Source organism: Paenibacillus phoenicis, from assembly GCF_034718895.1.
GTDB classification, from domain to species: domain Bacteria; phylum Bacillota; class Bacilli; order Paenibacillales; family Paenibacillaceae; genus Fontibacillus; species Fontibacillus phoenicis.
Genome location: NZ_JAYERP010000001.1, coordinates 3,309,659 through 3,334,471, shown reverse-complemented (window position 1 = coordinate 3,334,471; position 24,813 = coordinate 3,309,659). Strand labels below are relative to the sequence as shown.

28 protein-coding genes and 1 riboswitch are annotated in these 24,813 nt (G+C 53.6%); all 28 genes read left to right on the top strand.

What is annotated here, in order from left to right:
* The first annotated feature begins 27 nt into the window (after positions 1 to 27).
* The 28 genes from U9M73_RS15845 (at position 28) to U9M73_RS15710 (ending at position 24,635) form a co-directional block, all read left to right on the top strand.
* Positions 28 to 351, top strand: coding sequence for a GNAT family N-acetyltransferase (locus U9M73_RS15845; protein WP_009223718.1), 324 nt, complete (start codon positions 28 to 30; stop codon positions 349 to 351).
* Between the two features lie 72 nt (positions 352 to 423).
* Entirely contained in the window at positions 424 to 1,524 is a 1,101-nt protein-coding gene (gene ychF / locus U9M73_RS15840; RefSeq protein ID WP_009223719.1) for a redox-regulated ATPase YchF, read from the top strand.
* A gap of 249 nt (positions 1,525 to 1,773) precedes the next feature.
* Complete coding sequence (locus U9M73_RS15835) at positions 1,774 to 2,118, top strand: TM2 domain-containing protein (RefSeq protein WP_397376618.1); 345 nt, start codon at positions 1,774 to 1,776, stop codon at positions 2,116 to 2,118.
* A gap of 2 nt (positions 2,119 to 2,120) precedes the next feature.
* Positions 2,121 to 2,588 carry a TM2 domain-containing protein gene (locus U9M73_RS15830; RefSeq protein WP_260071023.1) on the top strand — a complete coding sequence of 156 codons (468 nt, stop codon included), beginning with the start codon at positions 2,121 to 2,123 and terminating at the stop codon, positions 2,586 to 2,588.
* A gap of 218 nt (positions 2,589 to 2,806) precedes the next feature.
* Positions 2,807 to 3,874 carry a peptide chain release factor 1 gene (prfA, locus tag U9M73_RS15825; RefSeq protein ID WP_009223721.1) on the top strand — a complete coding sequence of 356 codons (1,068 nt, stop codon included), beginning with the start codon at positions 2,807 to 2,809 and terminating at the stop codon, positions 3,872 to 3,874.
* Between the two features lie 25 nt (positions 3,875 to 3,899).
* Positions 3,900 to 4,766: a peptide chain release factor N(5)-glutamine methyltransferase gene (gene prmC, locus U9M73_RS15820; protein WP_260071047.1), complete on the top strand. Its 867-nt coding sequence runs from the start codon at positions 3,900 to 3,902 to the stop codon at positions 4,764 to 4,766.
* A 165-nt stretch (positions 4,767 to 4,931) separates the two neighbouring features.
* Complete coding sequence (locus U9M73_RS15815) at positions 4,932 to 5,207, top strand: hypothetical protein (protein ID WP_157273313.1); 276 nt, start codon at positions 4,932 to 4,934, stop codon at positions 5,205 to 5,207.
* An 813-nt stretch (positions 5,208 to 6,020) separates the two neighbouring features.
* Positions 6,021 to 7,244 carry an FtsW/RodA/SpoVE family cell cycle protein gene (locus tag U9M73_RS15810; protein WP_260071021.1) on the top strand — a complete coding sequence of 408 codons (1,224 nt, stop codon included), beginning with the start codon at positions 6,021 to 6,023 and terminating at the stop codon, positions 7,242 to 7,244.
* Between the two features lie 96 nt (positions 7,245 to 7,340).
* The gene (spoIIR, locus tag U9M73_RS15805; RefSeq protein ID WP_028538178.1) at positions 7,341 to 8,042 is read left to right on the top strand and encodes a stage II sporulation protein R; all 702 of its coding nucleotides are present in this window, start codon (positions 7,341 to 7,343) and stop codon (positions 8,040 to 8,042) included.
* 143 nt (positions 8,043 to 8,185) lie between these two features.
* Positions 8,186 to 9,394, top strand: a complete 1,209-nt coding sequence (locus U9M73_RS15800) for an L-threonylcarbamoyladenylate synthase (RefSeq protein ID WP_407673941.1) — start codon at positions 8,186 to 8,188, stop codon at positions 9,392 to 9,394.
* A gap of 4 nt (positions 9,395 to 9,398) precedes the next feature.
* Positions 9,399 to 10,262, top strand: coding sequence for a DUF72 domain-containing protein (locus U9M73_RS15795; protein ID WP_009223729.1), 864 nt, complete (start codon positions 9,399 to 9,401; stop codon positions 10,260 to 10,262).
* 409 nt (positions 10,263 to 10,671) lie between these two features.
* Positions 10,672 to 11,232 (top strand): manganese efflux pump MntP, encoded by a 561-nt coding sequence (locus U9M73_RS15790; RefSeq protein WP_323078005.1) that lies wholly within the window; start codon positions 10,672 to 10,674, stop codon positions 11,230 to 11,232.
* Positions 11,233 to 11,306: 74 nt separating this feature from the next.
* Positions 11,307 to 11,891: a low molecular weight protein arginine phosphatase gene (locus U9M73_RS15785; protein ID WP_323078004.1), complete on the top strand. Its 585-nt coding sequence runs from the start codon at positions 11,307 to 11,309 to the stop codon at positions 11,889 to 11,891.
* A gap of 48 nt (positions 11,892 to 11,939) precedes the next feature.
* Positions 11,940 to 12,022, top strand: a riboswitch (ZMP/ZTP riboswitch).
* 152 nt (positions 12,023 to 12,174) lie between these two features.
* Positions 12,175 to 12,765: a TIGR01440 family protein gene (locus U9M73_RS15780; RefSeq protein ID WP_009223732.1), complete on the top strand. Its 591-nt coding sequence runs from the start codon at positions 12,175 to 12,177 to the stop codon at positions 12,763 to 12,765.
* 28 nt (positions 12,766 to 12,793) lie between these two features.
* Positions 12,794 to 14,041 carry a serine hydroxymethyltransferase gene (gene glyA, locus U9M73_RS15775; RefSeq protein ID WP_009223733.1) on the top strand — a complete coding sequence of 416 codons (1,248 nt, stop codon included), beginning with the start codon at positions 12,794 to 12,796 and terminating at the stop codon, positions 14,039 to 14,041.
* A gap of 364 nt (positions 14,042 to 14,405) precedes the next feature.
* Entirely contained in the window at positions 14,406 to 15,035 is a 630-nt protein-coding gene (gene upp, locus U9M73_RS15770) for a uracil phosphoribosyltransferase (protein WP_260071016.1), read from the top strand.
* A 327-nt stretch (positions 15,036 to 15,362) separates the two neighbouring features.
* A complete protein-coding gene (gene wecB, locus U9M73_RS15765; protein ID WP_311202277.1) occupies positions 15,363 to 16,517 on the top strand; it encodes a non-hydrolyzing UDP-N-acetylglucosamine 2-epimerase in 1,155 nt (384 codons plus the stop codon).
* 182 nt (positions 16,518 to 16,699) lie between these two features.
* Positions 16,700 to 16,945, top strand: a complete 246-nt coding sequence (locus U9M73_RS15760) for an AtpZ/AtpI family protein (protein WP_260071015.1) — start codon at positions 16,700 to 16,702, stop codon at positions 16,943 to 16,945.
* On the top strand, positions 16,938 to 17,312 hold the full coding sequence (locus U9M73_RS15755; protein WP_323078000.1) for an ATP synthase subunit I: 375 nt from the start codon (positions 16,938 to 16,940) through the stop codon (positions 17,310 to 17,312). The genes U9M73_RS15760 and U9M73_RS15755 overlap by 8 nt, the downstream gene beginning before the upstream one ends.
* Positions 17,313 to 17,352: 40 nt before the next feature.
* A complete protein-coding gene (gene atpB, locus U9M73_RS15750; RefSeq protein ID WP_009223738.1) occupies positions 17,353 to 18,171 on the top strand; it encodes a F0F1 ATP synthase subunit A in 819 nt (272 codons plus the stop codon).
* 115 nt (positions 18,172 to 18,286) lie between these two features.
* Positions 18,287 to 18,511, top strand: coding sequence for a F0F1 ATP synthase subunit C (gene atpE / locus U9M73_RS15745; RefSeq protein ID WP_009223739.1), 225 nt, complete (start codon positions 18,287 to 18,289; stop codon positions 18,509 to 18,511).
* Positions 18,512 to 18,626: 115 nt separating this feature from the next.
* Positions 18,627 to 19,115, top strand: a complete 489-nt coding sequence (atpF, locus tag U9M73_RS15740; protein WP_009223740.1) for a F0F1 ATP synthase subunit B — start codon at positions 18,627 to 18,629, stop codon at positions 19,113 to 19,115.
* On the top strand, positions 19,112 to 19,657 hold the full coding sequence (locus tag U9M73_RS15735; RefSeq protein ID WP_009223741.1) for a F0F1 ATP synthase subunit delta: 546 nt from the start codon (positions 19,112 to 19,114) through the stop codon (positions 19,655 to 19,657). Before atpF ends, U9M73_RS15735 begins: the two co-directional genes overlap by 4 nt.
* Before the next feature lie 15 nt (positions 19,658 to 19,672).
* Positions 19,673 to 21,187, top strand: coding sequence for a F0F1 ATP synthase subunit alpha (atpA, locus tag U9M73_RS15730; protein ID WP_016314171.1), 1,515 nt, complete (start codon positions 19,673 to 19,675; stop codon positions 21,185 to 21,187).
* A gap of 143 nt (positions 21,188 to 21,330) precedes the next feature.
* Complete coding sequence (atpG, locus tag U9M73_RS15725) at positions 21,331 to 22,191, top strand: ATP synthase F1 subunit gamma (RefSeq protein ID WP_016314170.1); 861 nt, start codon at positions 21,331 to 21,333, stop codon at positions 22,189 to 22,191.
* Positions 22,192 to 22,226: 35 nt separating this feature from the next.
* On the top strand, positions 22,227 to 23,618 hold the full coding sequence (gene atpD / locus U9M73_RS15720) for a F0F1 ATP synthase subunit beta (protein WP_009223744.1): 1,392 nt from the start codon (positions 22,227 to 22,229) through the stop codon (positions 23,616 to 23,618).
* A gap of 60 nt (positions 23,619 to 23,678) precedes the next feature.
* The gene (locus U9M73_RS15715) at positions 23,679 to 24,095 is read left to right on the top strand and encodes a F0F1 ATP synthase subunit epsilon (protein ID WP_016314168.1); all 417 of its coding nucleotides are present in this window, start codon (positions 23,679 to 23,681) and stop codon (positions 24,093 to 24,095) included.
* Positions 24,096 to 24,383: 288 nt separating this feature from the next.
* Positions 24,384 to 24,635 (top strand): DUF1146 family protein, encoded by a 252-nt coding sequence (locus tag U9M73_RS15710; RefSeq protein WP_016314167.1) that lies wholly within the window; start codon positions 24,384 to 24,386, stop codon positions 24,633 to 24,635.
* The last annotated feature ends 178 nt before the right edge of the window (positions 24,636 to 24,813 follow it).

Here is a 24,813-nt window from a genome sequence, read left to right as displayed (position 1 = left end):
TCGTGAGTGAATTAGGGTTCGGATGATTTGGAGACGGAGGGGGCCTATCTGTTCAGTGTGAAGGAGAAAGAACAGCAAACGCCTGTGGGCCATCTTTGGTTTAATGTGCTGGAGCAGGAAAAAGGTCCGGTAGCTTTTATCCTCGATATCTTGATCTATGATGAATTCCAGGGCCAAGGTTACGGCCAAGCGGCGATGACCGCGCTGGAGGAAAAGGTGCGCGAATTGGGGTTGAATAGGATTGGCCTTCATGTGTTCGGACATAACCAGCGGGCGTTTCGTTTGTATCAAAAGATGGGTTACACGGTCACGGACATACAGATGTTCAAAACCTTGGAGCGTTATCCTTGAAATATTCCCGGCGTATCGTTACTATGGTTGAAGGAAGTTGAGCAATTACACGAATGAGGAGTTGTCAATGATATGGCTTTGAAAGCAGGCATTGTGGGTTTGCCGAACGTGGGGAAGTCCACACTGTTTAACGCGATAACCCAGGCGGGGGCGGAATCCGCCAACTATCCGTTTTGTACGATCGATCCGAACGTCGGCGTCGTGGAAGTGCCGGACGAGCGGCTCGACAAGCTGACCGAACTGGTGGTTCCGAATCGGACGGTTCCGACAGCTTTTGAATTTGTGGATATCGCCGGGTTGGTCCGCGGTGCGAGCAAGGGGGAGGGACTTGGCAACAAGTTCTTGGCCCATATCCGCGAGGTGGACGCGATCGTTCACGTGGTTCGCTGCTTCGAGGACGAGAACATTACGCACGTGGACGGCAAAATCAACCCGATCAGCGACATCCAAACGATTAACCTGGAATTGATCTTGGCTGACGTGGAGAGCGTGGAGAAACGGATCGAACGCGCCAAGAAAAATATGAAGGGCGGCAACAAGCAATACGCACAGGAAGTTGAGGTCCTGGAACGGATCAAGGAGGCGCTGTATAACGATCAGCCGGCGCGCAGCGTAGAGCTGACGGACGAAGAGAAGTTGATCGTGCGCGATTTGCACCTGCTGACGTTGAAGCCGGTGCTGTATGCTGCTAACGTTAGCGAGGATGGCGTAAGCGATGCGGACAACAATCCTTTTGTGCAGCAGGTCAAAGAATTTGCTGCGGCTGAAGGCGCCGAAGTCGTTCCGATCAGCGCCAAGGTGGAGGCGGAGATCGCGGAGTTGGAAGGCGAAGACAAGAAGATGTTCCTGGAGGAGCTTGGTCTGAACGCTTCCGGTTTGGATCGCTTAATCCAGGCAGCATACCGTCTGCTTGGCCTGTATACGTATTTCACGGCTGGCGTTCAAGAAGTTCGCGCCTGGACGATCCGCAAAGGCACGAAAGCGCCGCAAGCCGCCGGCGTGATTCACTCCGATTTCGAGCGCGGTTTTATCCGTGCGGAGGTTGTCTCTTATGAAGACCTCGTTGCTGCCGGTTCGATGAGCGCGGCGCGCGAACGCGGCCAGCTGCGGCTGGAAGGGAAAGACTACGTCGTCCAGGACGGCGATATCATGCATTTCCGCTTTAACGTATAGTGCAACTCGAGTAACAGCGAAGGATCACTGCCTCAGGGGCGCAGAATTTATGCGAACCCTGGGGCAGTTTTTTTATTTGCATTTTTTTACTTTCGAATAGTAAGTGATTCACGAGGGAGTGTACGGTATACCTTCATAATAGAAAATGAATATATGGGAGAAAATTGCATTGTTTTCATAGATTTGAGTTTGTATACTTAATTCAAGTTTGATTCATTCTTACATTTAGGGGGAGTTTTTGTAATGAGTATGGATTATGCCTTGCACCGCAAGTCCCAGTTGGATACCCGGGAATTGCTGCTGCTGGAATCCGAGGTGAAAAGCCAGGGGAAAAACATGATTGTGGCTTACATACTATGGTATTTCCTTGGTATTGTTGGGGGACATCGCTTTTACATGGGGAAAATCGGAACGGCCGTGACCCAGTTGATCTTGTCCCTGACGGTGGTTGGGCTGATCGTTACCGGGATCTGGTGGATTGTGGACGCTTTCCTGGTGCACACTTGGGTGAAACGTCATAACGCCGAGGTGGAGAACCGGATTATCGACCGGATTTTCTATGACCGCGGCAGATCTCCGGAGTATCCGATCTAATCATGTTGACCAAAAGCGATCTGACCACAAGCGAGCTGCTGCTCCTGAATTCAGAAATGAATAAGCGCGAAAAATCGCTGGGCCTGGCATATCTGATGCTGCTGGCCGGTCATTTGGGCGTGCATCGTTTCTACTTGAAGCGGATCGCCAGCGGGGTTATACAGCTGTGTTTATTCATCCTGGCGATTGGGCTTTACTTTGGGTTTGCCATTGCGTCGGCGATTGAAAGCGTGGATTCGCCCGATACGAGCTACTCCCTGTTTTTGCTTATCCCCGTCATATTGTTTGGGTTGGCGCTGACCGTATGGGTCATTGTCGATGCTTGCTTGCTGCCTGGCATGGTCCGGAATTGGAACGCAAAGCTGGAGCAGTCGCTGATCGAACAAATCGCTGCCCTTCGCTCGCCGGCAGGCTTTACGAAGCCCGGCGCGGATGGGTTAGGGGAGGGCAGCCGCCCGCTTGACATCTAGGAAGCGGCGTTTCATCCATTTCATGAAAAGGCGCCCTTGCGGCGTCTTTTTTTGAGGTGGAAAGTTCCTAATTGGAAGTTGGAGGTCTGGGCGAATGTGATCTAGCCAAAACATGACCTCCATGATATAATAAAAAGTCGTCTATCCCTGAAATAATAATTAGTGGATAAGCGGCTTTTTATAAGATCTTGTGATCGAATGAAGAGAGGTGATATCCCTTGTTGGACCGACTACAATCCTTGGCTGACCGTTACGAGAAGTTAAGTGAGCTGCTTTGCGATCCAGACGTGGCGAACGACTCGAAACGACTGCGGGATTACTCCAAAGAACAATCGGATTTACAGCCGGCTTATGAGGCGTACACCGAATATAAGAATGTAATCGGAGAGCTGGAAGCGGCCAAAGCGATGCAGGCCGAGAAGCTGGATGATGAAATGCGCGAAATGGTGAAGATGGAAATCGAGGAACTGACCGCGCGCCAGCAGGCTTTGGAAGAAAAAATTCGCATTTTGTTGCTGCCGAAGGACCCGAATGACGATAAAAACGTAATCGTGGAAATTCGCGGCGCGGCCGGAGGAGACGAAGCGGCTCTGTTTGCTGCCGACTTGTACCGGATGTACACACGGTATGCCGATTCTCAAGGCTGGCGCGTCGAAGTGATGGATATGAACGAAAGCGACCTGGGCGGATTCAAAGAGGTTATCTTTATGATTAACGGCAAGGGCGCTTACAGCAAGCTGAAATACGAGAGCGGCGCGCATCGCGTGCAGCGCATTCCGGCGACGGAATCCGGCGGACGGATTCATACATCGACCTCGACGGTTGCGGTGTTGCCGGAGGTTGAGGAAGTGGATATCGAGATTTTGGATAAGGATATCCGTGTTGATACTTTCTGCTCGAGCGGCGCGGGCGGCCAATCGGTTAACACGACCAAATCCGCCGTGCGGGTTACCCACATCCCGACCGGTATCGTGGCCACTTGCCAAGACGGCAAATCGCAGAACTCCAACAAAGAGAAGGCACTACAGGTACTGCGTGCCCGGATCTATGATATGAAGCGTCAGGAAGAGGAAGCGAAATACGCCGGCGAACGGAAAAGCAAGGTGGGTACTGGGGACCGCAGCGAACGGATCCGGACTTACAACTTCCCGCAAAGCCGGGTAACCGACCACCGGATCGGCCTGACCCTGCATAAGCTGGATCAGGTGATGAACGGCGAGCTGGAAGAGATCGTATCGGCGTTGACGATTGCTGAGCAAGCTGAACTGATGGAAAAAGGAGAATAACGTGTTGCACAATGAAGGATACCGGATGTCCGGTGCAATGACGATATGGGAAGCCCGTAAAGAGGCTTCTTCTTTTTTAGCGGCGGCGGGCGTGCGGGAGCCCGGGTCGAATGCGGAGCTGCTGCTCCGCCATGTGCTGGGCCTGACGGGCGCGGCGTATTTGGCCGCGCTGCGTGACCCGTTCCCGGCGGACAAGCGGGACGCCTGGGAAGCGGTGATCCGCCGCAAAGCGGCGGGTGAGCCAGCGCAGTATATTATCGGGGAGCAGGAGTTCTACGGATTGACCTTCCGGGTCAATCCGGCGGTACTGATCCCCCGCCCAGAAACGGAGCTGCTGGTGGAGCGCATCGCGTTGGAAGGCGATGCGCTGTGGCCCGGCGGCGCGCCGTACGCCGCCGACATCGGCACGGGCAGCGGCGCGATTGCCGCAGCCCTGGCCCACCTGCGCCCAGCATGGCGCGTCGCGGCGAGCGATATCTCGCCGGACGCCCTGACGGTGGCGCAGGACAATGTCCGGCGGCTCGGCCTCGCGGTGACATTCAAGCAGGGGGACCTGCTTGAACCTTTTGCCGGCGAGCCGCTGGACATCGTGGTGTCGAATCCGCCGTATATACCGGCGGAGGACATCCCGCACCTGCAGCCAGAGGTGCGGGACTATGAGCCGCGCGGCGCGCTGGATGGCGGTCCGGACGGGCTCGCGCCCTACCGGACCATGATGGCGCAGCTCGCGCTGCTGCCGCGGCCGCCTCGCCTCATCGGCTTCGAGCTCGGCCAAGGCCAAGCGGCCGACGTCGCGGCCCTGCTCCGCGCCGCCGGCCATTGGGACGAGATCGTGACCGTCCCCGATCTCGCCGGCATCGACCGCCACGTGCTGGGGATCGCACGAGGGTAATCCTCTTTGCCGCAACGTTGCGACGTGATGGCGGCCGCACCCGGGCGTTACCCTCTTCCGCTGATTCTATGAAAATGGGTGAATCTCCTCAACCAAAAGCCGCTGATTTTGGAAGGATAGTTTCATAGAATGTGGTATCTCAAGCCGAAAGGAGGGAGATATCACATGGCGTTTACTTTGACGTTTCCGTACGCGCAAGCTGCCGGCGTCGGCCAAGGGTATTTCGTGGCCGCCGACCCGCTGGGCCCAACCGGGATCGTAACGGTTCAGGCTACAGTGGGTAACGTCGAACTCCGGATTACCCGGTATAACGCACCCGACTTTATCCAGACTGTAACGCAAGGCAGCACATTTTCCGTTCAGCTGAGTAACATTCAAACGATCGGTATTTATGCGCTGACGGCAGTGACGGGGACGATCACCTTGATCACTCCCGTATAACCTGCTCCCCCCTCCATTCCCTTTCTTATCCCGACCCCACTTGGGCGCCGGCGCACGCGTCGGCGCTCATTTTTTTGCGACATGTCTATCCGCCGCCCTCTTTTTAAGGATTATCCCGTTGCATCAGATCGTTGGGGACGTGAAACAATAGAGGCTGCGAGGAAAAAAGGTTCGCTTCCTCTTTCTGAACGAGAGGGATAATCGTGCAGAGAGGCGTAAGGAAGAGTCCTCCTTTCTGAAGAAAAGGGATAATGGTACAAAGCGAGGCGAGGAAAATCTCTCCTATCTGAACGAAAGGGATAATCATGCAAAAAGGTGCCAGAAATGTACATAGGGGTACAATATAAGAGCCAGATTGGTGCTGGAGCCGGTTTAACCTGTGCGCCAGCGTGTGCGTCGAGCTTTTGTGGCAAATGTGTCTATCTGCGCCCTCTTTTTATGGATTATCCCGTTGCATCAGATCGTTGGGGGACGCGTAACAATAATGACGACGAGGAAAACAACGCGTAACAATGGACGAAGAAAAAAATGTTTGGACTCCTCATTTCTGAGCGAAAGGGATAATTGGGCTAAGAGGAGCGAGAAAGAATCCTCCTTTCTGAACGAAAGGGATAATGATACAAAGAGGAGGCGAGAAGGTGCAAAAGGGCAGGAGGAGACGTGAGAAATGCCGCCGCGGGGCAAAGTAAGTCTAAAAAGGTAACCTTTTGACGCTGTGACCCGTTATTTGGGTCGAAGGGCTCATTTGTAGTTGGGCCGGGTTTCTTTTAAAGTAAAGGTACGGGGTTTCTAGATCAAGAAAAGAGGATGTTCATGCTGAGCAAACTGAAAAAAATCGATTACTCCATCGTCGTGATCCTGCTGCTGCTCATGGCCATCAGCATCGCGGTGTTGTACAGCGCTACGTCAAACACCCAATATCATGGTTATCACCTTCGCATGCTTGTTTACTATGCGCTGGGGTTTGTTGCCTTTTTTGGAGTTTCGATTCTCGACTATCGGCTGCTTGTCAAATATGCGCCTTACTTGTACCTGTTTGGCTTCGGGCTGTTGATCGTCGTGATGTTCATTGGCAATACCTACTATAACGCAACTGGTTGGTTGACGATTCCGGTCATTAATCAGAGCTTTCAGCCGGCGGAGTTTTTTAAGCTGCTGCTGGTTCTTTTTCTTGGGTTTATGCTGCTGCGCAAGCGCAAACTTCGGTTGGCTTTCTGGCGGGACGTTGTGCCGATCTGCTTGCTGACCTTTATCCCGTTTGTTGCGGTAATGGCTCAAAATGACTTAGGAAATGCGCTCAGCTATGTCGTGATTTTGGCGGGCATGTTATGGATTGGGAATATTAAATATTGGCATGCGCTGATCGCGCTTGCGATCTTCGCCGGTTCGGTGATCGGAGGCATCACGGCGTACAAAGCGTATCATGATCAGGTGTATAACTTCTTTGTAGATATCGGCCGGGAGCACTGGATCAACCGGATCGATCCGTGGCTTATGCCGGAGAAAGCGTCCGAAGACGCCTCCTACCACACTCGGAACGCCAAGCTGGCGATTGCCTCCGGGGGCATGACCGGGGAAGGGTACATGAAAGGGGAGACGGTGCAGTCGGAACGGGTACCGCTCACCTACTCGGATTCGATCTTTGTGGTGATCGCTGAGGAGTTTGGTTTTATCGGGAGCTCGGCGTTGCTGCTGTTGTATTTTGTACTGATTCACCGGCTCATTCTGATCTCGCTTGAGACCCGCGAAACCAGCGGGCCGTACTTAATCGTGGGGATTGTGGCGATGCTGTTGTATCAGATTTTTGAAAATATCGGCATGTTCATTGGTCTCATGCCCTTGACAGGGATTACTTTGCCCTTCATCAGCTATGGCGGTACCTCGCTGCTGATTAATATGGCGAGCATCGGCGTGGCGATGAGCATCCGGATCTACGGGCAAGAGAAGGAAGAAGAGAAGCCCCCTGTGGCTTCGTCGGCACCTACGTCGCGTTATGCCTTGCTCAGATCTAAACGCCAGTCGGAAAATCGGGGATAACATTTTTACTAGATTCCTAGGTTTAGAAGTCTCTTAACCGGACATACTGATAGACATCAGCGGCTGAAATACCGGTTTGGTTAGGAGCAAGGAATCATGGGTAGACGTTCATTTTCCCGTAAGAAAATCGCACTTATCTTTTTTTCGATTGTTATGTTGATGATGTCCTGGGAAGGACAAATGGTTGATACAGCCGCGGCGGCGGGGTCGCAAGCGGTGATTTCTCAGATTCCGCAGGAATCGATTCGGCTGCGCATTCTTGCAAATTCGGATGGAGCTGCGGATCAACTCGTCAAACGTCGTGTTCGCGATGCTGTCGTTGAGCAAATGAACGGCTGGGTTGCACAGCTGGAGAATCCGCAGAGTCTGGAGGAAGCGCGCCAGGTGATCCGCGAGCATCTGCCGGCTATCGAGGAGCAAGTTGGTCAAACGCTTAAGCAATATGGCAAAAACTACGACTATCAAGTTGAGCTCGGCACCGTGCCGTTTCCGACCAAAATGTACGGCGGTGCCGTTTATCCAGCGGGCGACTACGAAGCGCTGCGCGTGACGCTGGGCGAGGGGAAAGGGAAAAACTGGTGGTGTGTGTTGTTTCCGCCGCTTTGCTTCATCGACGCCGGGAGCGGGGACGCGTTGGCTAAGGACGCGGGGGCGGTAACCACTGCAACAGCAAAGGCCTCGGCTGCCGGGGCTGCGGGAGATGCCGTTCAGGTTGAACCGGAGGAGACGGAAGTGCGTTTCTTCCTGTGGGATATGCTGGTGAAGCTCTGGAACTGGATTGTTAGTCTATTTGCTTAATGATTTATATATTGAGAACTGTTTAACCGTTCGGGGATGCCGGGCGGTTTTTTTGCGGCTATGCGCATGGCTGGGTTCGGGTATAATAGTAGAATATATTATTGAACAGTTTGGGATGAACGAGAATGAGCCGACAGGAATCTATGAAACCAAATCAAGCGGAACACAGCGGGGATCTTCCTGCTTTAAAAGAAGTGGCCTCCAAAACGACACGTTGGTGGCATGTCCAGCCTGGAACTGGAGCTGGGGCTGGAGTGCCGGATGATGTGGATGCGGAGGAAGCGGCGGCGCTGAAAGAAGCCGCCGCTGTACTAGCCTCCGGCGGGACGGTGGCGTTCCCGACGGAGACGGTGTATGGGCTTGGCGCGGATGCGCGGAATACGGCGGCGGTGGAGGCGATTTTTGCCGCTAAGGGCCGCCCGTCCGATAATCCGCTCATCGTGCACATCGCCGACGTGAGCCAGCTGGACGGACTCGTCACGGAAGTGAACGAGACGGCACGGCGGCTCATGGAGGCGTTTTGGCCCGGGCCGCTCACGCTGGTGCTGCCCGTGTCCGAAGGCGCCGTCTCACCGCGCGTGACGGCGGGGTTGTCCACCGTGGGCGTGCGTATGCCCGCCCACGACGTGGCGCTGCGGCTGATCGCCGCAGCGGCGTGCCCAGTGGCGGCGCCTAGCGCCAACCGGTCTGGCCGTCCGAGCCCCACGCTGGCGAGCCACGTGGGCGAGGACTTGTCCGGCCGCATTGACGGCATCGTCGACGGCGGGCCCACCGGGGTGGGCCTAGAGTCGACGGTCGTGGAAGCCGGCCGGGACGGGGTTGTCACCGTGCTCCGCCCTGGCGGGATCACGGTGGAGCAGCTCGCCCGCGTGGCTGGCGCGGGCGTGCGGCTGGACGCCGCCCTGCAGCCGAAGGCGAAGGCGGGCGGCGAAGCGGCCCCTGGCCCGGCGGCTGCGCCTCGCGCGCCGGGCATGAAGTACACGCACTATGCGCCGCAGGGCGTGTTGCATATTGTGCGCGGGTCCGCCGACCGGGTGGCGGACCGCATCCGGGCCGAGCTCGCGGCGGCCACGGCGCGCGGGGAGAAGACGGGCGTGCTCGCCTTCGACGAGCGCCTCCCGTCCTACCGCGCCGACTGCGCGCTCTCGCTCGGCCGCGAGGATGAGCTGGAGACGGCGGCGCACCGTCTCTACGCTGCGCTCCGCCGCTTCGACGAATGCGGCGTCACCTATATCCTCGCCGAAGCCTGCCCCGAGGAAGGGCTCGGCTCGGCGGTGATGAACCGGCTGCTGAAAGCCGCCGGTCACCGGGTGATTGACGCCGGCGGAGATTCGGAAGAGGGCAGGGGGTGAGGTCATGATCCGCATCGGCCTGGCCGGCTGGGGCGATCATGACGATTTATACCCTGCCCGAACGCCGGCCAAAGACAAGCTCGCTTGGTACGCGAAGTATTTTAACGTGGTAGAGGTGGACAGTTCGTTTTACGCCGTACTGGGGGAAGAGGTCTATCGCCGCTGGTTGGCGGAGACGCCGTCCGATTTCACGTTTATCATCAAAGCGTACCAAGGGATGACCGGACATAGCCGGGGGAAATCGCCGTTTGGCGGTCCGGGGGACATGTTCCAGGCGTATCTGGATTCGATTCGCCCGGTGGTGGAGGCGGGCCGGCTCAAGGCCGTGATGTTCCAATTCCCGCCCTGGTTCGACTGCACGGCGGAGCATGTCCGGCAGCTGCGCGCGATCCGCAAATGGATGGGGAACCTGCCGCTAGCGCTGGAGTTTCGCCATCAAAGCTGGTTCACGCCCGCTAACCGAGAGCGCACATTGGAGTTCATGCGCCAGGAGGGCTGGATCCATATCGTTTGCGATGAGCCCCAGATCGGACGAGGCTCGGTTCCCACGGTGCTGGAACCCACTGACCCCGAGTTAACGATCGTCCGCATGCATGGGCGAAATGCCGCAGGTTGGAGTCAAGCCAGCGCACCCAATTGGCGGGAGATTCGTACGTTGTACCGCTATTCGCTGGAGGAGTTGCAGGACTGGGTTGGAATGTTGGACCAGTTGTTCAGCCAAGGGACGAAGGAGATTTGTATGATCTTCAACAACAATTCCGGCGGAGATGCAGCGGCAAACGCTCTAGACATGATGGGCCTGCTGGGCCAATCGCCGCGCGAGCTTCCGCCGCGTCAGATCGATTTGTTCGGCGGTTGGGAAGATTAGTGGAATGAACGCTTCACCTGCTGAACTAAAGGGCGAGCTTAAGTACGATTCGTACCGTAGAGGCTCGTTCGGCGCTTTTGGCAGTGATTAGCGGTAAAAACTGGCGTTATTTTTAGAGGTAAGGCCTTGTTTTGCGCAAATAGCGGTAAATCGTGGTGTTATTTTTGCGGATATCGGGAGAACGGCCGACTAGAGGGCGAATTAGCGACACAAAATACCGTTAATTGTCCGATCTCCCCCAAATGTTGAGAAAATAACGCCATCTTTTACCGTTAATTCCACGTTGGTGGGGGATCCGCGCCCCTCGATTCCCCCTTCTCACCCAAAGCCCCACGTGCCCCTTAAGTCATGAACCGGGACCTGTCCGCATATGGTTGTACAAAAGACGGAACAAAGGGGACTAACGGTTATGACAGAGGCTTATGAGCGGCTGGGAGAGCTGGTGACGATCCTGCTGATGGCGATTGCGCTGGGGCTGGATGCTTTATCGCTGGGCGTCGGCATCGGGATGAAGGGAGTCCGGCGGAAAGATGCGTTCCGTATCGGGACGATGGTGGCTCTCTTTCACGTGCTAATGCCTCTGTTGGGGATCGCGGCGGGACAGTATGTCGGCGCGCTGCTCGGAAGCTTGGCACGATACGTGGCAGGCGGGCTCCTGTTCCTGCTTGGCGCGCATATGATCGTCAGCTCGGTTAAAGGCAGCGGTGTACAGTCGATCAACCACCGGACCTGGTTAGGCGTGCTGCTGTTTTCGCTGAGCGTCAGCATCGATTCGTTTTCCGTTGGCGTGTCGCTGGGCATGTTCCAAGGAGACTGGCTGCTGACGGTGCTGGCTTTTGGATTTTTTGGCGGTATCATGTCCTTGGTCGGGCTGGCGATGGGGCGAGGGGTGGGGCGTTCGCTGGGCGATTACGGGGAGGCGGCCGGCGGCGCGATCTTGCTGGCGTTTGGACTATTGTTTATCTTTTGAAACCGAGGCCTTTCGTGATAAAATAAGGTCCAAACGCGGGTAAGCCTTCCCGCTGAATATGGAGGTGAAAGGGCATGCGCATCTTGTTTGTGTGTACCGGAAATACCTGCCGCAGCCCGATGGCCGAAGGTATGCTGCGCAAGCTGGCGCGGGACCGGGGGCTGGACGTGGAAGTCCGCTCGGCTGGCGTAGCCGCCATGAAAGGGGCCTCCATTTCCCGTCATGCGGAAGCCGTGCTACGGGACCGGGGGATTAAGGATACTTTTGAATCTACCCCTCTCTATGCCGAACTGGCGGAGTGGGCCGATCTGATTCTGACGCTGACGCAAGGGCATAAGCGCCAGGTGATTCATTCATTTCCGGAGACAGCCGATAAAATATTTACATTAAAAGAATACGTTGAAGAAGACGCCTCCATATTAGCTACCTTGGAGGAGTTCCGGCGCCTCGCGGCGGACCGGGAGCTGGCGCGGGCGCTGGGGAACGAGTGGCCTGCGGAGCAGCAGCGGCGGCTGGATGAACTGCATCTTCGGCTGCCCACTTTCGATATTTCCGATCCGTTTGGCGGTTCGCGAGCGGACTATGACCGAACGGCGGCGGAGATCAGCGCAGCGCTTGAGAAGCTGATCGCCAAGCTGGAGCGCGGCGAGGGGCATTAAACCAGTTGCATTTGCTTCGCGGATGCTTTATTCTAATAGCAGAAGTTTTAGCTCCGATGTAACTGGCGACAAGAGTGGATCAAACCACGATGGAGCATCGGAGAATACGGCCGGTCGCCTGGGCAAAGAGCACGACGCACGTAAGTTGCGTTATGCTCTTTTTTTGTTGGTTGGTTTTGAGTGAAGCGGACGGACATCCGTTTGCGGTGCGCCTTTCTCTGATATAATAAGGACAGTCTTTGTGACATGTTTTATGGTTTACGGAGAAAGGAGCTGGCATCACATGGAACGTGAAAAGCTCGGAACCCTGCGGACACAGGTAGCAACGATTGCGGAGGAAGTGGCCGCTGCAGCTCATCTGGGTCCGGGGAAGCTGCTGGTCATCGGGGCCAGCACCAGTGAAGTGGCGGGCAAACGAATCGGCACAAGCGGAGCTGAGGACATCGCGGCCGAGCTGTGGGCCGGGATCGAACAGGTTCGGGCCAAATACGGCTTTGACGTCGCGTTTCAATGCTGCGAGCATTTAAACCGTGCGCTGGTGGTCGAACGGGCGGTGCTGGAGCGGCTTTCCTTGACGGAGGTGGCTGCGGTTCCCGTGCCGAAGGCGGGCGGATCGATGGCCGCTGCAGCCTATAGGCGTTTGTCGGCCCCGTGCTTGGCAGAAACGCTGGAAGCCCACGCCGGGATCGATATCGGCGAAACGCTGATCGGCATGCATTTGCGGCGGGTGGCTGTGCCGTTTCGTCCTTCACTGCGCCAGGTTGGGCAAGCGCGCGTTACGGCAGCGACGACCCGTCCGAAGCTGATCGGCGGGGAACGGGCGGTTTATACGCTGCCGCCGGATTCGGATTCCACGCTTTGCGATGAAGAATAGGCTTTGATTCTAAGGAGGATAACGGAAGATGGAAAATTTGAGAAAGCAAGATCCGGCTGTGCTGGAGGCCATGAATCTGGAGCTGAAGCGTCAGCGCAACAACATTGAGCTGATCGCTTCCGAGAACATCGTCAGCGAGGCGGTCATGGAAGCGATGGGATCCGTACTCACGAACAAATACGCCGAAGGATACCCGGGCAAACGGTATTATGGCGGCTGCGAACGTGTGGACATTGTGGAAAATATCGCCCGCGACCGCGCAAAAGAACTGTTTGGCGCTGAGCACGCCAACGTTCAACCGCATTCCGGTGCGCAAGCGAACCTTGCGGTTTACCTGGCTGCCCTCAAAACCGGTGACACCGTGTTGGGGATGAACCTGGCGCATGGCGGCCACTTGACCCACGGCAGCCCGGTTAACGCTTCCGGCTTGTACTATAATTTCGTGGCTTACGGTGTACAAGAAGATACGTTCCTGATCGATTACGATGAAGTGCGCAAAGCAGCGTTTAAACATCGTCCGCGTCTGATCGTTGCCGGGGCGAGCGCTTATCCGCGCATTATCGATTTCGAGAAGCTGGCTTCGATCGCAAGCGACGTAGGTGCGCTGTTCATGGTCGACATGGCGCATATCGCTGGTCTTGTGGCTGCAGGCTTGCATCCGAACCCGGTGCCGCATGCTCATTTTGTGACGACAACGACCCACAAGACGCTGCGCGGACCGCGCGGCGGGATGATTCTGTGCAAACAGCCATGGGCAGCTGCCATCGACAAAGCGGTATTCCCGGGGACGCAAGGCGGCCCGCTGATGCATGTGATTGCTTCTAAAGCAGTTGCATTGGGCGAAGCGCTTCAGCCTTCTTTTAAAACCTATGCCGAAAACGTCGTGAAAAACGCCAAGGTCCTGGCGGAAACGCTGATGGCCGAAGGCCTGAACATCGTGTCCGGCGGCACGGATAACCACCTGATGCTGGTGGATACGCGCAACCTGAACATCACGGGGAAAGACGCTGAGCATGTGCTGGATTCGATTGGGATCACGGTGAACAAAAACGCGATTCCGTTTGACCCGACCAGCCCATTCATCACCAGCGGCATCCGTATCGGTACGCCGGCTGCCACTTCCCGCGGCATGGATGAGGAAGCGATGAAGGAAATCGGGCAGATCATCGCTGCCGTGCTGAAATCGCCGAAGGACGAAGCAGTGCTGGATAAAGCACGCAAACAGGTGTCGGAATTAACGGATCGGTACCCGCTGTATCCGAACTTGCAGTATTAATTTGATCAACGACAACGGCAGGCCGTTAGGCCTCATAACAAAGCCGGGAGCGTCTGCTCCCGGCTTATTGGCGTTTCACTTCTGGTACGTGGGGAATCTTCCGGCTGGAATGGCAGCATTGGAAGGGTGAGAATTTTTTCCAAATTGTCAAGAATGCCTGAGAGGAGAAGTGGGGCTTTTGGGCGTCAGACGGCTTATTTATGGGGGTGAGTGACGTTTTTATGACGGCTTTCTGACAAGTTGGCTTGAGGGTGAAAATGCCATCTTGGAGTGATATAATAGACAAGATTTGTGGAGCGTTCGAAGAATGGGAACGAACAAGCAAGTAAAGACTTAGCATTAAAACCGGAGGGACGAACGAAATATGAGAAAATTGGTGGTATGTGATCACCCTTTGATTCAACACAAACTGACTTTTATCCGCGACATGCGCACGAACACAAAGGATTTTCGTGAACTGGTAGATGAGGTGGCGACGTTGATGGCTTATGAAATTACGCGGGACATTCCGCTCGAGTCGATCAAAGTGCAGACGCCGGTCGCTGAGGCCGAGTCGAAGGTCATCTCTGGGCGGATGCTGGGGCTGATTCCGATTCTCCGCGCCGGGCTGGGTATGCTTGACGGAGTGTTGAAGCTGCTTCCTGCGGCAAAGGTGGGACATGTCGGCCTGTTCCGTGACCCGGATACGCTGCAGCCGGTTGAGTATTACATCAAGCTTCCTACCGATGTTCAGGAACGCGAGCTGATCGTCATCGACCCGATGCTGGCCACCGGGGGATCCGCTATTGCAGCGATCACCGCGTTGAAGAATCGCGGCTGCACGCAGATCAAAATGATGAACCTGATCGCCGCGCCGGAAGGGGTTAAGGCGGTGCATGATGAGCATCCGGACGTAGACATTTATGTAGCGGCTTTGGACAGCCATCTGAACGAACACGGCTATATCATTCCGGGCTTGGGCGATGCCGGTGACCGGTTGTACGGCACGAAGTAAGTCAAACGTCTGAATAGGAACTCCAACGTCTTAGGAGATGGTTGGGGCGAAGGCGTAGGGCATAGGGCCGGTTTAACGGCAAATTGTACCGTTAATTTTCTATTATTTGCGCAATGAAGAGAAATAACAGTAAATCCTACCTCTAATTTGGCCGATCTCAGCGAAAATGCGGGATTGCGCCGAAATTAACGGTAGCTTTTACAGCTAATCGAGGCACTTATGCCGGATATCCCAAAATTAACGGTAGCTTTTACAGTTAGTTGCTGCGAGACAGGCAGACGACAACAACTTATTTTGATTACCTCTATATGGAAGGAATTGAGTAGGGTGGGCAAGATTAAAGTAATGACGATCTTCGGCGTCAGACCCGAAGCGATTAAGATGGCGCCGCTGATTCTGGAATTGCAGAAGCATCCCGAACAAATCGAATCGGTGGTGTGTGTGACGGCGCAGCACCGCGAAATGCTTGATCAGGTGCTGGACGTCTTTAAGATCGTTCCGGATTACGATCTGGACGTCATGAAGCCAAACCAGACGCTAAACGAAATTACGATTCGTGTATTGCAAGGATTGGAAGGCGTCCTTAAGGAAGCCAAACCCGACATTGTGCTTGTACACGGCGATACTTTAACGACTTTCTTGGCAAGTTACGCCGCTTTCCTGCAGCAAATTAAGGTGGGGCATGTCGAGGCCGGGTTGCGGACGTGGAACAAGCTTTCCCCTTATCCGGAAGAGATGAATCGTCAGCTGACCGGCGTTTTGGCCGATCTTCATTTTGCTCCGACGGAATGGTCGGCTGGAAATTTACGTAAGGAAAATAAACCGGAGTCAGCTATATATGTCACAGGCAACACGGTGACGGATGTGTTTCAATATACAGTACAGCCGAATTACACAAATTCTGTGCTGGACTGGGCCGCTGGAAAGCGGCTTATTCTCATGACGGCGCACCGCCGCGAGTCGCAAGGCGAACCGCATCTGAATATTTTCCGCGCCGTAAGAAGAATTGCCGATGAGTTTGAGGATGTAGCCATCGTGTATCCGGTTCACCCCAGCCCTGCGGTAAGGGAACCGGCCTATGCAACGTTGGGCGATCATCCCCGTATTAAACTTATTGATCCATTAGATGTGGTGGATTTGCACAACTTCTACCCTCATACGCATTTGATACTTACGGATTCGGGCGGTTTGCAGGAAGAAGCACCTTCCTTTGGTGTTCCGGTGCTGGTGCTTCGCGATACGACGGAGCGTCCCGAAGGGATCGAAGCGGGGACGCTGGAGTTGGTCGGCACAAATGAGGAGATGGTTTATGAACGGACAAAGGCGTTGCTTAGCGATCAGAAGCTATACGAATCAATGAGCCGGGCAGCGAATCCGTATGGTGATGGACAAGCATCTCAAAGAATTGTCAATGCGATTTGTCACCATTTTGGATTTTTGAAGGATCGTCCGGAGGAATTTCACAGAAAGTTCACAAACTAGCGAAAATTTGTTTTGATCGCGAGCCCAAAAAAGTATACAGTATTACTGTACGCTGTATGCGTTTTATTCAGGATTGCAAGGGCAAATTTAGCATTTCATGGCTTTAAATCACTAAAAAACCTCAATTGACAATAACTCTTCACAATTAGTAAAATAAATTGGGATTATTAGGGTGATTTGAGATGAAAGACCCGATTAAACCTGATAAAAACAACAACAGCGTATGGAAGGCTGTCGCTGTGGTAACCGCTTTAGGAACGAACTTTGCCGTGTGCGCTGTGGGAGGTTACTTCCTTGGCGCCTGGTTGGATAAGCTGTGGTTCAAGAATGGACTGGGCATCGGCCTTGGGGTTCTGATCGGCATTGCAGCGGGAATTATCGGCATTGTCGCTCTGATTAAGTCGGTTGTGGGAGGAAATGATGGATGAGCTCTCGAAATACAACCGCGCTCTGACAGCCGGAACCCTAGGTTTCTTGGCCCTGTGTTTTCTGGGAGGCGCTTTATTGCCGGAGTATCAAAGCATCATGCTTAGCATAGCGCTCGGCTCAGCAGTAAGCTGGATTAACGCGGTTTACTTAGGCCGCAAGGTCCGGCAGGTACTGGATGCCGCGGTTAACGGCGGTTCGAAGCGGTTGAACATGGGATTTCTGACCCGTGCAGCACTGGCGGTTCTAGCGGTATTTGCCGCGATGAAATATCCGCAGCATCTAAACGTGTATGCGGTTGCCGGCAGTCTGGTTTTTGCGCAATTTTTTCTTCTTTTTATAGGTATTCGTTTTTCTCGTAAGCCTTAAAGCTTGATAGCATTTCAACTTGGAATGGGGGTGAGAAAACATGCATGAAGCTCCGGTCATAGAGTTGGGCGGTCTGCATTTGGACTTGTCCATCATCTTGATGCTGGTGGTGACCTGCACCATCGTGTTCGTCATCGCGCGTCTAGCGACTCGGAATCTATCCGTAGAGAATCCCGGCAAGCTTCAGAATTTCATGGAGTGGGCAGCTGAGTTTGTTCAGAACTTGATCTCCAGCACCATGGATCTGAAGAAGGGAAGACCTTTTCTCTCCCTGGCCATGACGATGATTATGTTTATCTTTGTCGCCAACATGCTAGGGCTTCTGTTTGGGGTCGTAACGGAGTATGATGATCCGGCGAAAGCGAAAATTTTCGGTCAGGAAATCACTTCGGTTACGAAGGTGCTCGCGGAAGAGCACGAGAAGCATCCGGGTGAGGAAGCTCACGCCGAGGTGGCATGGTGGAAATCGCCGACAGCTGATCTCAGCGTAACGATGGGTCTGGCCTTGCTCGTCTTCACATTGTCCCACGGTTTGGGGATGGTGAGAAACACGAGAAATTATTTTAAGCATTACGTTCAGCCCTATCCTTTGTTTCTACCAATTAACTTGATTGAGCAGCTCTCGAAGCTGGTAACGCATGGCGTTCGTCTTTACGCGAATATCTTCGCAGGCGAGGTACTGATCTCCACCATTATGACGTTGGCCAAAGCAAGCGTGGTTGGTGCGATCTTCTCCGTTCCGCTCTTGATGGTATGGGATGGATTCAGTATTTTCGTAGGTGCTATCCAGGCTTTCGTCTTTGTCATCTTGATGATGGTTTATATCTCGCAAAACCTGGAAAGTCACGAAGAGCATTAACCGGGCAGTGTTGGAAGCCCGCATAAGCTAGTCTAAGTTTCAAGTTACGGATTGGAGAACGACTTCAACCTGACTGAACTATAAAAATTGATTTTACTTAAGGAGGATATACAAAATGGGAGCAATGGCATTATTAGCAGCAGCTATCGTAGCAGGTTTGGGCGCATTTGGCGCAGCGCTGGGTAACGGTATGGTTATCAGCAAAACAGTTGAAGGGATCGCTCGTCAACCTGAAGCGAAGTCCACTCTGCAAACAACGATGTTTATCGGCGTAGGTTTGATCGAGGTACTTCCGATCATCGGCGTGGTCCTGGCATTTATGTTCTTTGGTCAGGCTTAATAAGATTTTTAGAAAAGAAATGGCGGGGAAGGCCACAGACGTCCTCGCCTTCTTTTTAGCCCAGGGCGGGCGATACGCGATATGCGGATAGGCTTCGGAAAGGAGTGACTTGAGTTTGGAATTCGTATGGGAAAACACCGTCCTCGCATTGATTGCGATCGGGATTTTATACTTCTTGTTGAACAAATACGCATTTGGTCCGCTGTTTTCCGTGATGGAGAAGCGTCGTGAACTCGTTCAGCAACAGCTGAGTGAAGCGGCGCAAACACGTGAACAGGCAAATGCTTATGTGGAGGAGCAAAAAGCTGCCCTTCAGCAAGCACGCAAAGAGGCGTATGAAATTATTGAACAATCCAAGCAGACGAGCAGCAAGCAAGCCGCTCAAATGCTGGAGGAAGCCAAGAACGAGGCGGCCCGCTTGAAGGAAGAAGCGGTACGCGACATTCAGAACGAGAAGAACCGCGCGGTGGAACAACTTCGCAGCGAAGTGGGCGCTGTGTCGGTGAAGATCGCATCCAAGCTGATCGAGAAAGAAGTCAGCGAAGACAGCGTTCAAGGCGAACTGGTTGACAAGTACCTTAAAGAGGTCGGTGGCCGCTCATGAGCCGCGAGACCGTAGCTGCAAAACGGTATGCCAAAGCATTGTATGAGATCGCTGCGGCGGAAAGCCGGACGCTGGAAGTTGAAGAAGAGTTGAAAGCACTGGCGGCAGCTTTCCAGGCAGGGGATATTGAGCATTTTCTTGCCTCACCGAAGATTACGGAATCGGCGAAATGGGAAGCCATCTCCAATGCGATTGAAGGCAAACTGTCCAAACCTGTAGTTTCGACGGTGAAGCTTCTGGTAGAACGCGGAAGAATCGGACTCTTGCCGGAGCTGGTAGACGCTTACGTGAGCATTTCCAGCGAAGCGCTTGGACTTGCCAATGCGTTGGTGACAACGACTTACCCGCTTAGCGAAGAGGAGAAGCAGCAGGTTGCTGCGGAGTTCGGCGCCCTCTTAAATAAGAAGATTCGCGTCGAGAACGTGATCGACAAATCGTTGCTTGGCGGAATGAAAGTACGAATTGGCGACACGTTGTACGATGGAAGCTTGGCCGGGAAATTGGAACGGCTTGAAAAGTCTTTTCGAAGACAAGCACTGTAGATAGGGGTGAAACACTTGAGTATCAGACCTGAAGAGATCAGTACACTGATTAAAAGTCAGATCGAACAATATAAATCGGAAATCGAAGTAGCTGAAGTCGGCACCGTTATTCAAGTTGGTGACGGTATCGCCCGTGTTCACGGACTTGAGAACGCGATGGCAAACGAGCTGCTCGAGTTTGAAAATGGCATTTTTGGTCTTGCTCTGAACCTGGAAGAGAGCAATGTGGGTGTCGTTATCCTCGGCCCTTACAGCGAAATCCGCGAAGGCGATCAAGTGAAACGGACCGGCCAAATCATGCAGGTTCCTGTCGGCGAAGCGATGCTGGGCCGCGTTGTGAACCCGCTGGGTCAACCGATCGACGGGAAAGGACCGATTGAAACGACGGAATTCCGTCCAGTCGAAAATAACGCTCCTGGCGTTATCGACCGGAAATCGGTTCATGAACCAATGCAAACGGGGATTAAAGCGATCGACTCGATGGTTCCGATCGGTCGTGGTCAACGGGAGCTTATTATCGGTGACCGTCAAACCGGTAAAACGGCGATTGCCATCGATACGATCATCAACCAAAAAGGCAATGGCGTGAAATGTATTTACGTAGCGATCGGTCAGAAGCAATCGACCGTTGTTAGCGTAGTTGAAACACTTCGTCGCCACGGTGCACTGGATTACACGATCGTGGTATCGGCTTCCGCTTCGGAACCGGCACCGCTTCTGTACATTGCTCCTTATGCTGGGGTAGCTATGGCTGAGTACTTCATGTACAAAGGCGAGCATGTCCTGATTATTTATGACGATTTGTCGAAACAAGCAGCTGCTTACCGCGAACTTTCCTTGCTGCTCCGTCGTCCTCCGGGCCGTGAGGCGTATCCGGGTGACGTCTTCTACTTGCACTCCCGTCTGCTGGAACGTGCAGCCAAACTGAGCGACGAGCTTGGCGGCGGTTCGATCACGGCGCTTCCGTTTATCGAAACGCAAGCTTCCGACGTATCGGCGTACATTCCAACAAACGTTATTTCCATTACCGACGGTCAGATCTTCCTGGAGTCCGACCTGTTCTACTCCGGTCAACGTCCAGCGGTTAACGTGGGTATCTCCGTATCCCGGGTTGGCGGTTCCGCGCAAATCAAGGCAATGAAGAAGGTTGCCGGTACGTTGCGTCTGGACCTGGCCCAATACCGCGAGCTTCAAGCGTTCTCCCAGTTCGGTTCTGATCTGGACAAATCGACGCAAGCTCGGTTGACCCGTGGTTCGCGTATGATGGAAATCCTGAAGCAAGGCGTTAACCAACCGTTGGCGGTTGAACTACAAGTCATCAGCTTGTATACCGCAGTCAAAGGGTATCTGGATGATATCCCGCTGGCTGACGTGCGCCGCTTCGAAGCGGAATTCCTGTCTTTTGTCCAAAATCAGCATGACGATGTTCTGCAGTCGATCCGCGACACCAAGGATCTGACGCCAGAGAACGAAACGAAGCTGAAAGAAGTAATCGAGCAATTCAAACGCGGTTTCGCGACTACGGCATAAGAATGTTCTTGCGGCAAACCGGCCTTGGCTAAGCGCAATGCCGGTTTACGCCTATGTGTAAAAAATACTTTGGTCAGGCCAAAGTTAGGCTCATGCTTACGAAGTTAGTTTTGGCTTCGCCAAAACTTTAAGGTGGTGAAATCATGGCAAAAGGGATGCGCGAAATCAAGCGTCAGATTAAAAGCGTTCAGAACACCCGGCAAATCACCAAAGCGATGGAAATGGTAGCCTCGGCGAAACTGCGTAAAGCGCAGGAGAGAGCGCAAGCGGCTCGGCCATACTCAGAGAAGCTGAAAGAGGTAGTATCCAGCATCGCGGCTGCCTCTCAAGGCGTTAGTCACCCGATGCTCGTGTCGCGTCCGGTCAAGCGGACCGCGTATATCGTGATTACGTCCGACGGCGGTTTGGTTGGCGGATATAACGCGAATATTTTGCGGAAAGTGACGGATCTGATCCGTTCTCGCCACGCCTCGGCTTCGGAATACGAACTGTTTGTTATCGGCCGTAAAGGCAGAGATTATTTCAAACGCCGCAATTATCCGGTTGTTCATGAAGTGACTGAGCTTTCGGACTCTCCGAGATTTGCGGATATTAAGTCGTTGACCTATGCAGCGGTGCAAGGCTTCGAAACTGAACAATTCGACGAAATTTACGTTTGCTATAACCGGTTCATCAATGCGATTACCCAACTGCCAACCGTGGAGCGCCTTCTCCCCTTTGATTCGGTGGAGAGCGAAGCGCCGGTCAGCAGCTATGAGTATGAACCTTCGCCGGAAGGCGTATTAGAAGTGCTTCTTCCGAAATATGCCGAAACGTTGATCTTTGGTGCGCTTCTTGACGGTAAAGCCAGTGAGCTTGGTGCGAAAATGACTGCAATGGGCAGCGCGACCAAAAACGCGACGAAGATGATTAATGAACTTACCCTGACGTACAACCGCGCTCGTCAAGCGGCGATTACGCAAGAAATTACGGAGATCGTGGCCGGAGCTAACGCACAAGGCTGATCGTTCCGGGCAGCAATTTTAGGAGGGAAACGAAGATGAACAAAGGACGCGTTGTCAGCGTAATGGGTCCGGTTGTTGACATCGAATTTGAGCGCGGTCAACTCCCGGAAATCTATAACGCAATTAAAATTGAGAAGCAAGACGGCCAGTCTGCTTTGGTTCTGGAAGCTTCCAATCATCTGGGCGATAACCTCGTTCGTTGTATCGCAATGGCCTCGACAGACGGCCTTGTGCGCGGTACGGAAGCAATCGACTTAGGAGCACCGATTTCGGTTCCAGTCGGTTCGGCGACATTGAGCCGCGTATTTAACGTGCTGGGTGAGCCGATTGATAACAAAGGTGAAGCCAACAGCGAATTGAGATACCCAATCCACCGCGAACCGCCGAAGTTCGAAGATTTGTCGACGCAGGCGGAAATGCTGGAAACCGGGATCAAGGTTATCGACCTGCTGGCGCCGTATGCCAAAGGTGGTAAAATCGGCTTGTTCGGTGGTGCCGGCGTAGGTAAAACCGTTACGATTCAGGAATTGATCCATAACATCGCTCAAGAACACGGCGGGATCTCCGTATTTGCCGGCGTAGGGGAACGTACCCGTGAAGGGAACGACCTTTACATGGAAATGACGGAATCCGGCGTTATCGAGAAAACGGCGATGGTCTTCGGTCAAATGAACGAACCGCCAGGTGCACGTTTGCGCGTAGCCTTGACGGGGCTGACGATGGCAGAATACTTCCGCGACCAAGAAGGCCGCGACGTATTGCTCTTCATCGACAACATCTTCCGGTTTACGCAAGCGGGTTCTGAGGTTTCCGCGTTGCTCGGACGGATGCCTTCCGCAGTAGGTTACCAGCCGACGCTGGCAACTGAAATGGGTCAATTGCAAGAACGGATCACTTCGACGAAGAAAGGTTCCGTTACTTCGATTCAAGCGATTTACGTTCCTGCGGACGACTATACCGACCCGGCTCCAGCTACAACGTTTGCTCACTTGGACGCAACGACGAACCTGGAACGGAAAATTTCCGAGAAAGGGATTTTCCCGGCCGTAGACCCGCTGGCTTCCAGCTCGCGGATTTTGACGCCGGAAATCGTAGGCGAAGAGCACTATGCCGTAGCCCAAGGCGTAAAACAAATCTTGGCTCGTTATAAAGAACTGCAGGATATTATCGCGATCCTCGGTATGGATGAATTGTCCGACGACGATAAAACGCTCGTTGCCCGTGCCCGGAAAATCGAACGCTTCCTGTCGCAGCCATTCCACGTGGCTGAGCAGTTTACGGGAATTAAAGGGAAATATGTACCGATCGCCGAGACGGTCCGCAGCTTCAAAGAAATCTTGGAAGGCAAGCATGACGATCTTCCGGAAGCAGCGTTCCTGTTCGTAGGAACGATTGAAGAAGCTGTCGAAAAGGCCAAAACGCTGTAATTCGAAGCCGAATCCGGATGCTTCAGAAATGAACTGTCCCACGAACAGGAGGGATAACACTTGAGCACCTTTTTATTGGAAATCGTTACGCCGGAGCATGTGGTGTTCTCGAAAGAGGTTGACAGCTTGACGGTCCGCGGCGTTGAAGGGGAATTTGGCGTTTTGAAGGGCCATATCCCGCTCGTGACCCCGCTGCAAGTTGCCCCGGTGGTTGCGAAAATCGGCAAGGAAGAGACGTACATCGCCGTACACGGTGGATTTATCGAAGTACAGGGCGATAAGGTGATCGTACTTGCCGAGAGCGCAGAGCTGCCGGAGGAGATCGATCTGGAGCGGGCCATCGCGGCACGTGAGCGTGCGGAACGCCGTTTGGCGAATCGCAGCAACCAGGATCGTATCGATCATCGCCGTGCAGAGCTCGCGTTGCAGCGGGCGGTCACCCGGATTAACGTTGTTACCAACCGCAAACAGCAATAGACTGCAAAATAACGGGCACCTCTTTGGGGTGCCTGTTTTTTCTTACAGAATGACGTCAGAATGATATTTTGGTAATAGATGCCGTTGGAAGCCTTTGCATGACAAAGAAAAGCTGGATTATTGCGGCGATGCCAAGTATGATATATAAGGTCTATATTTTTACAGGATTGAAACCGATATATAAATACGAACCTAACGCAACTTGGATCAATGTGACAGCGTCTAATGGGGAAGAATTAACCGTTTAGGTACTTGCTGCATAAATATAAACGTGATGGAGGATTTATTATGAATCCCGTCGATCAGGTAGCGTCTTCAGTGGGGGTAAACGGCTTGACAGCGATCCTCGTCTCCTTGGCGTGCGTGGTGCTGTCGTGGCTGGCCCTGCAGAATTTGAAGCTGGATCTATTCATTCGCCACCCCAAGAGCCCGCAAGGCAAGCTGCTGCATCTGCTGCTCGCCATTGTACTAGGCCGATTCGTAGCTGCTTTTATTATGGATTATTGGCAATATACCCAAATGCTGAAGTATATGTTTTGAGCATTAAACTGAGTGTTTGTGGGGTTCGTCTACAGACAGATCAGGAAGGAAATTGTCGAATAACATCATTTCATTGTGTCAACAATGGTGAATAAGGACTACAACTCGAGAGCATGTCCATAATCGGGGCAAGAAGCGATTTCTGTGCCAAAACACGCTTTTTCGACAAGATTGGAGC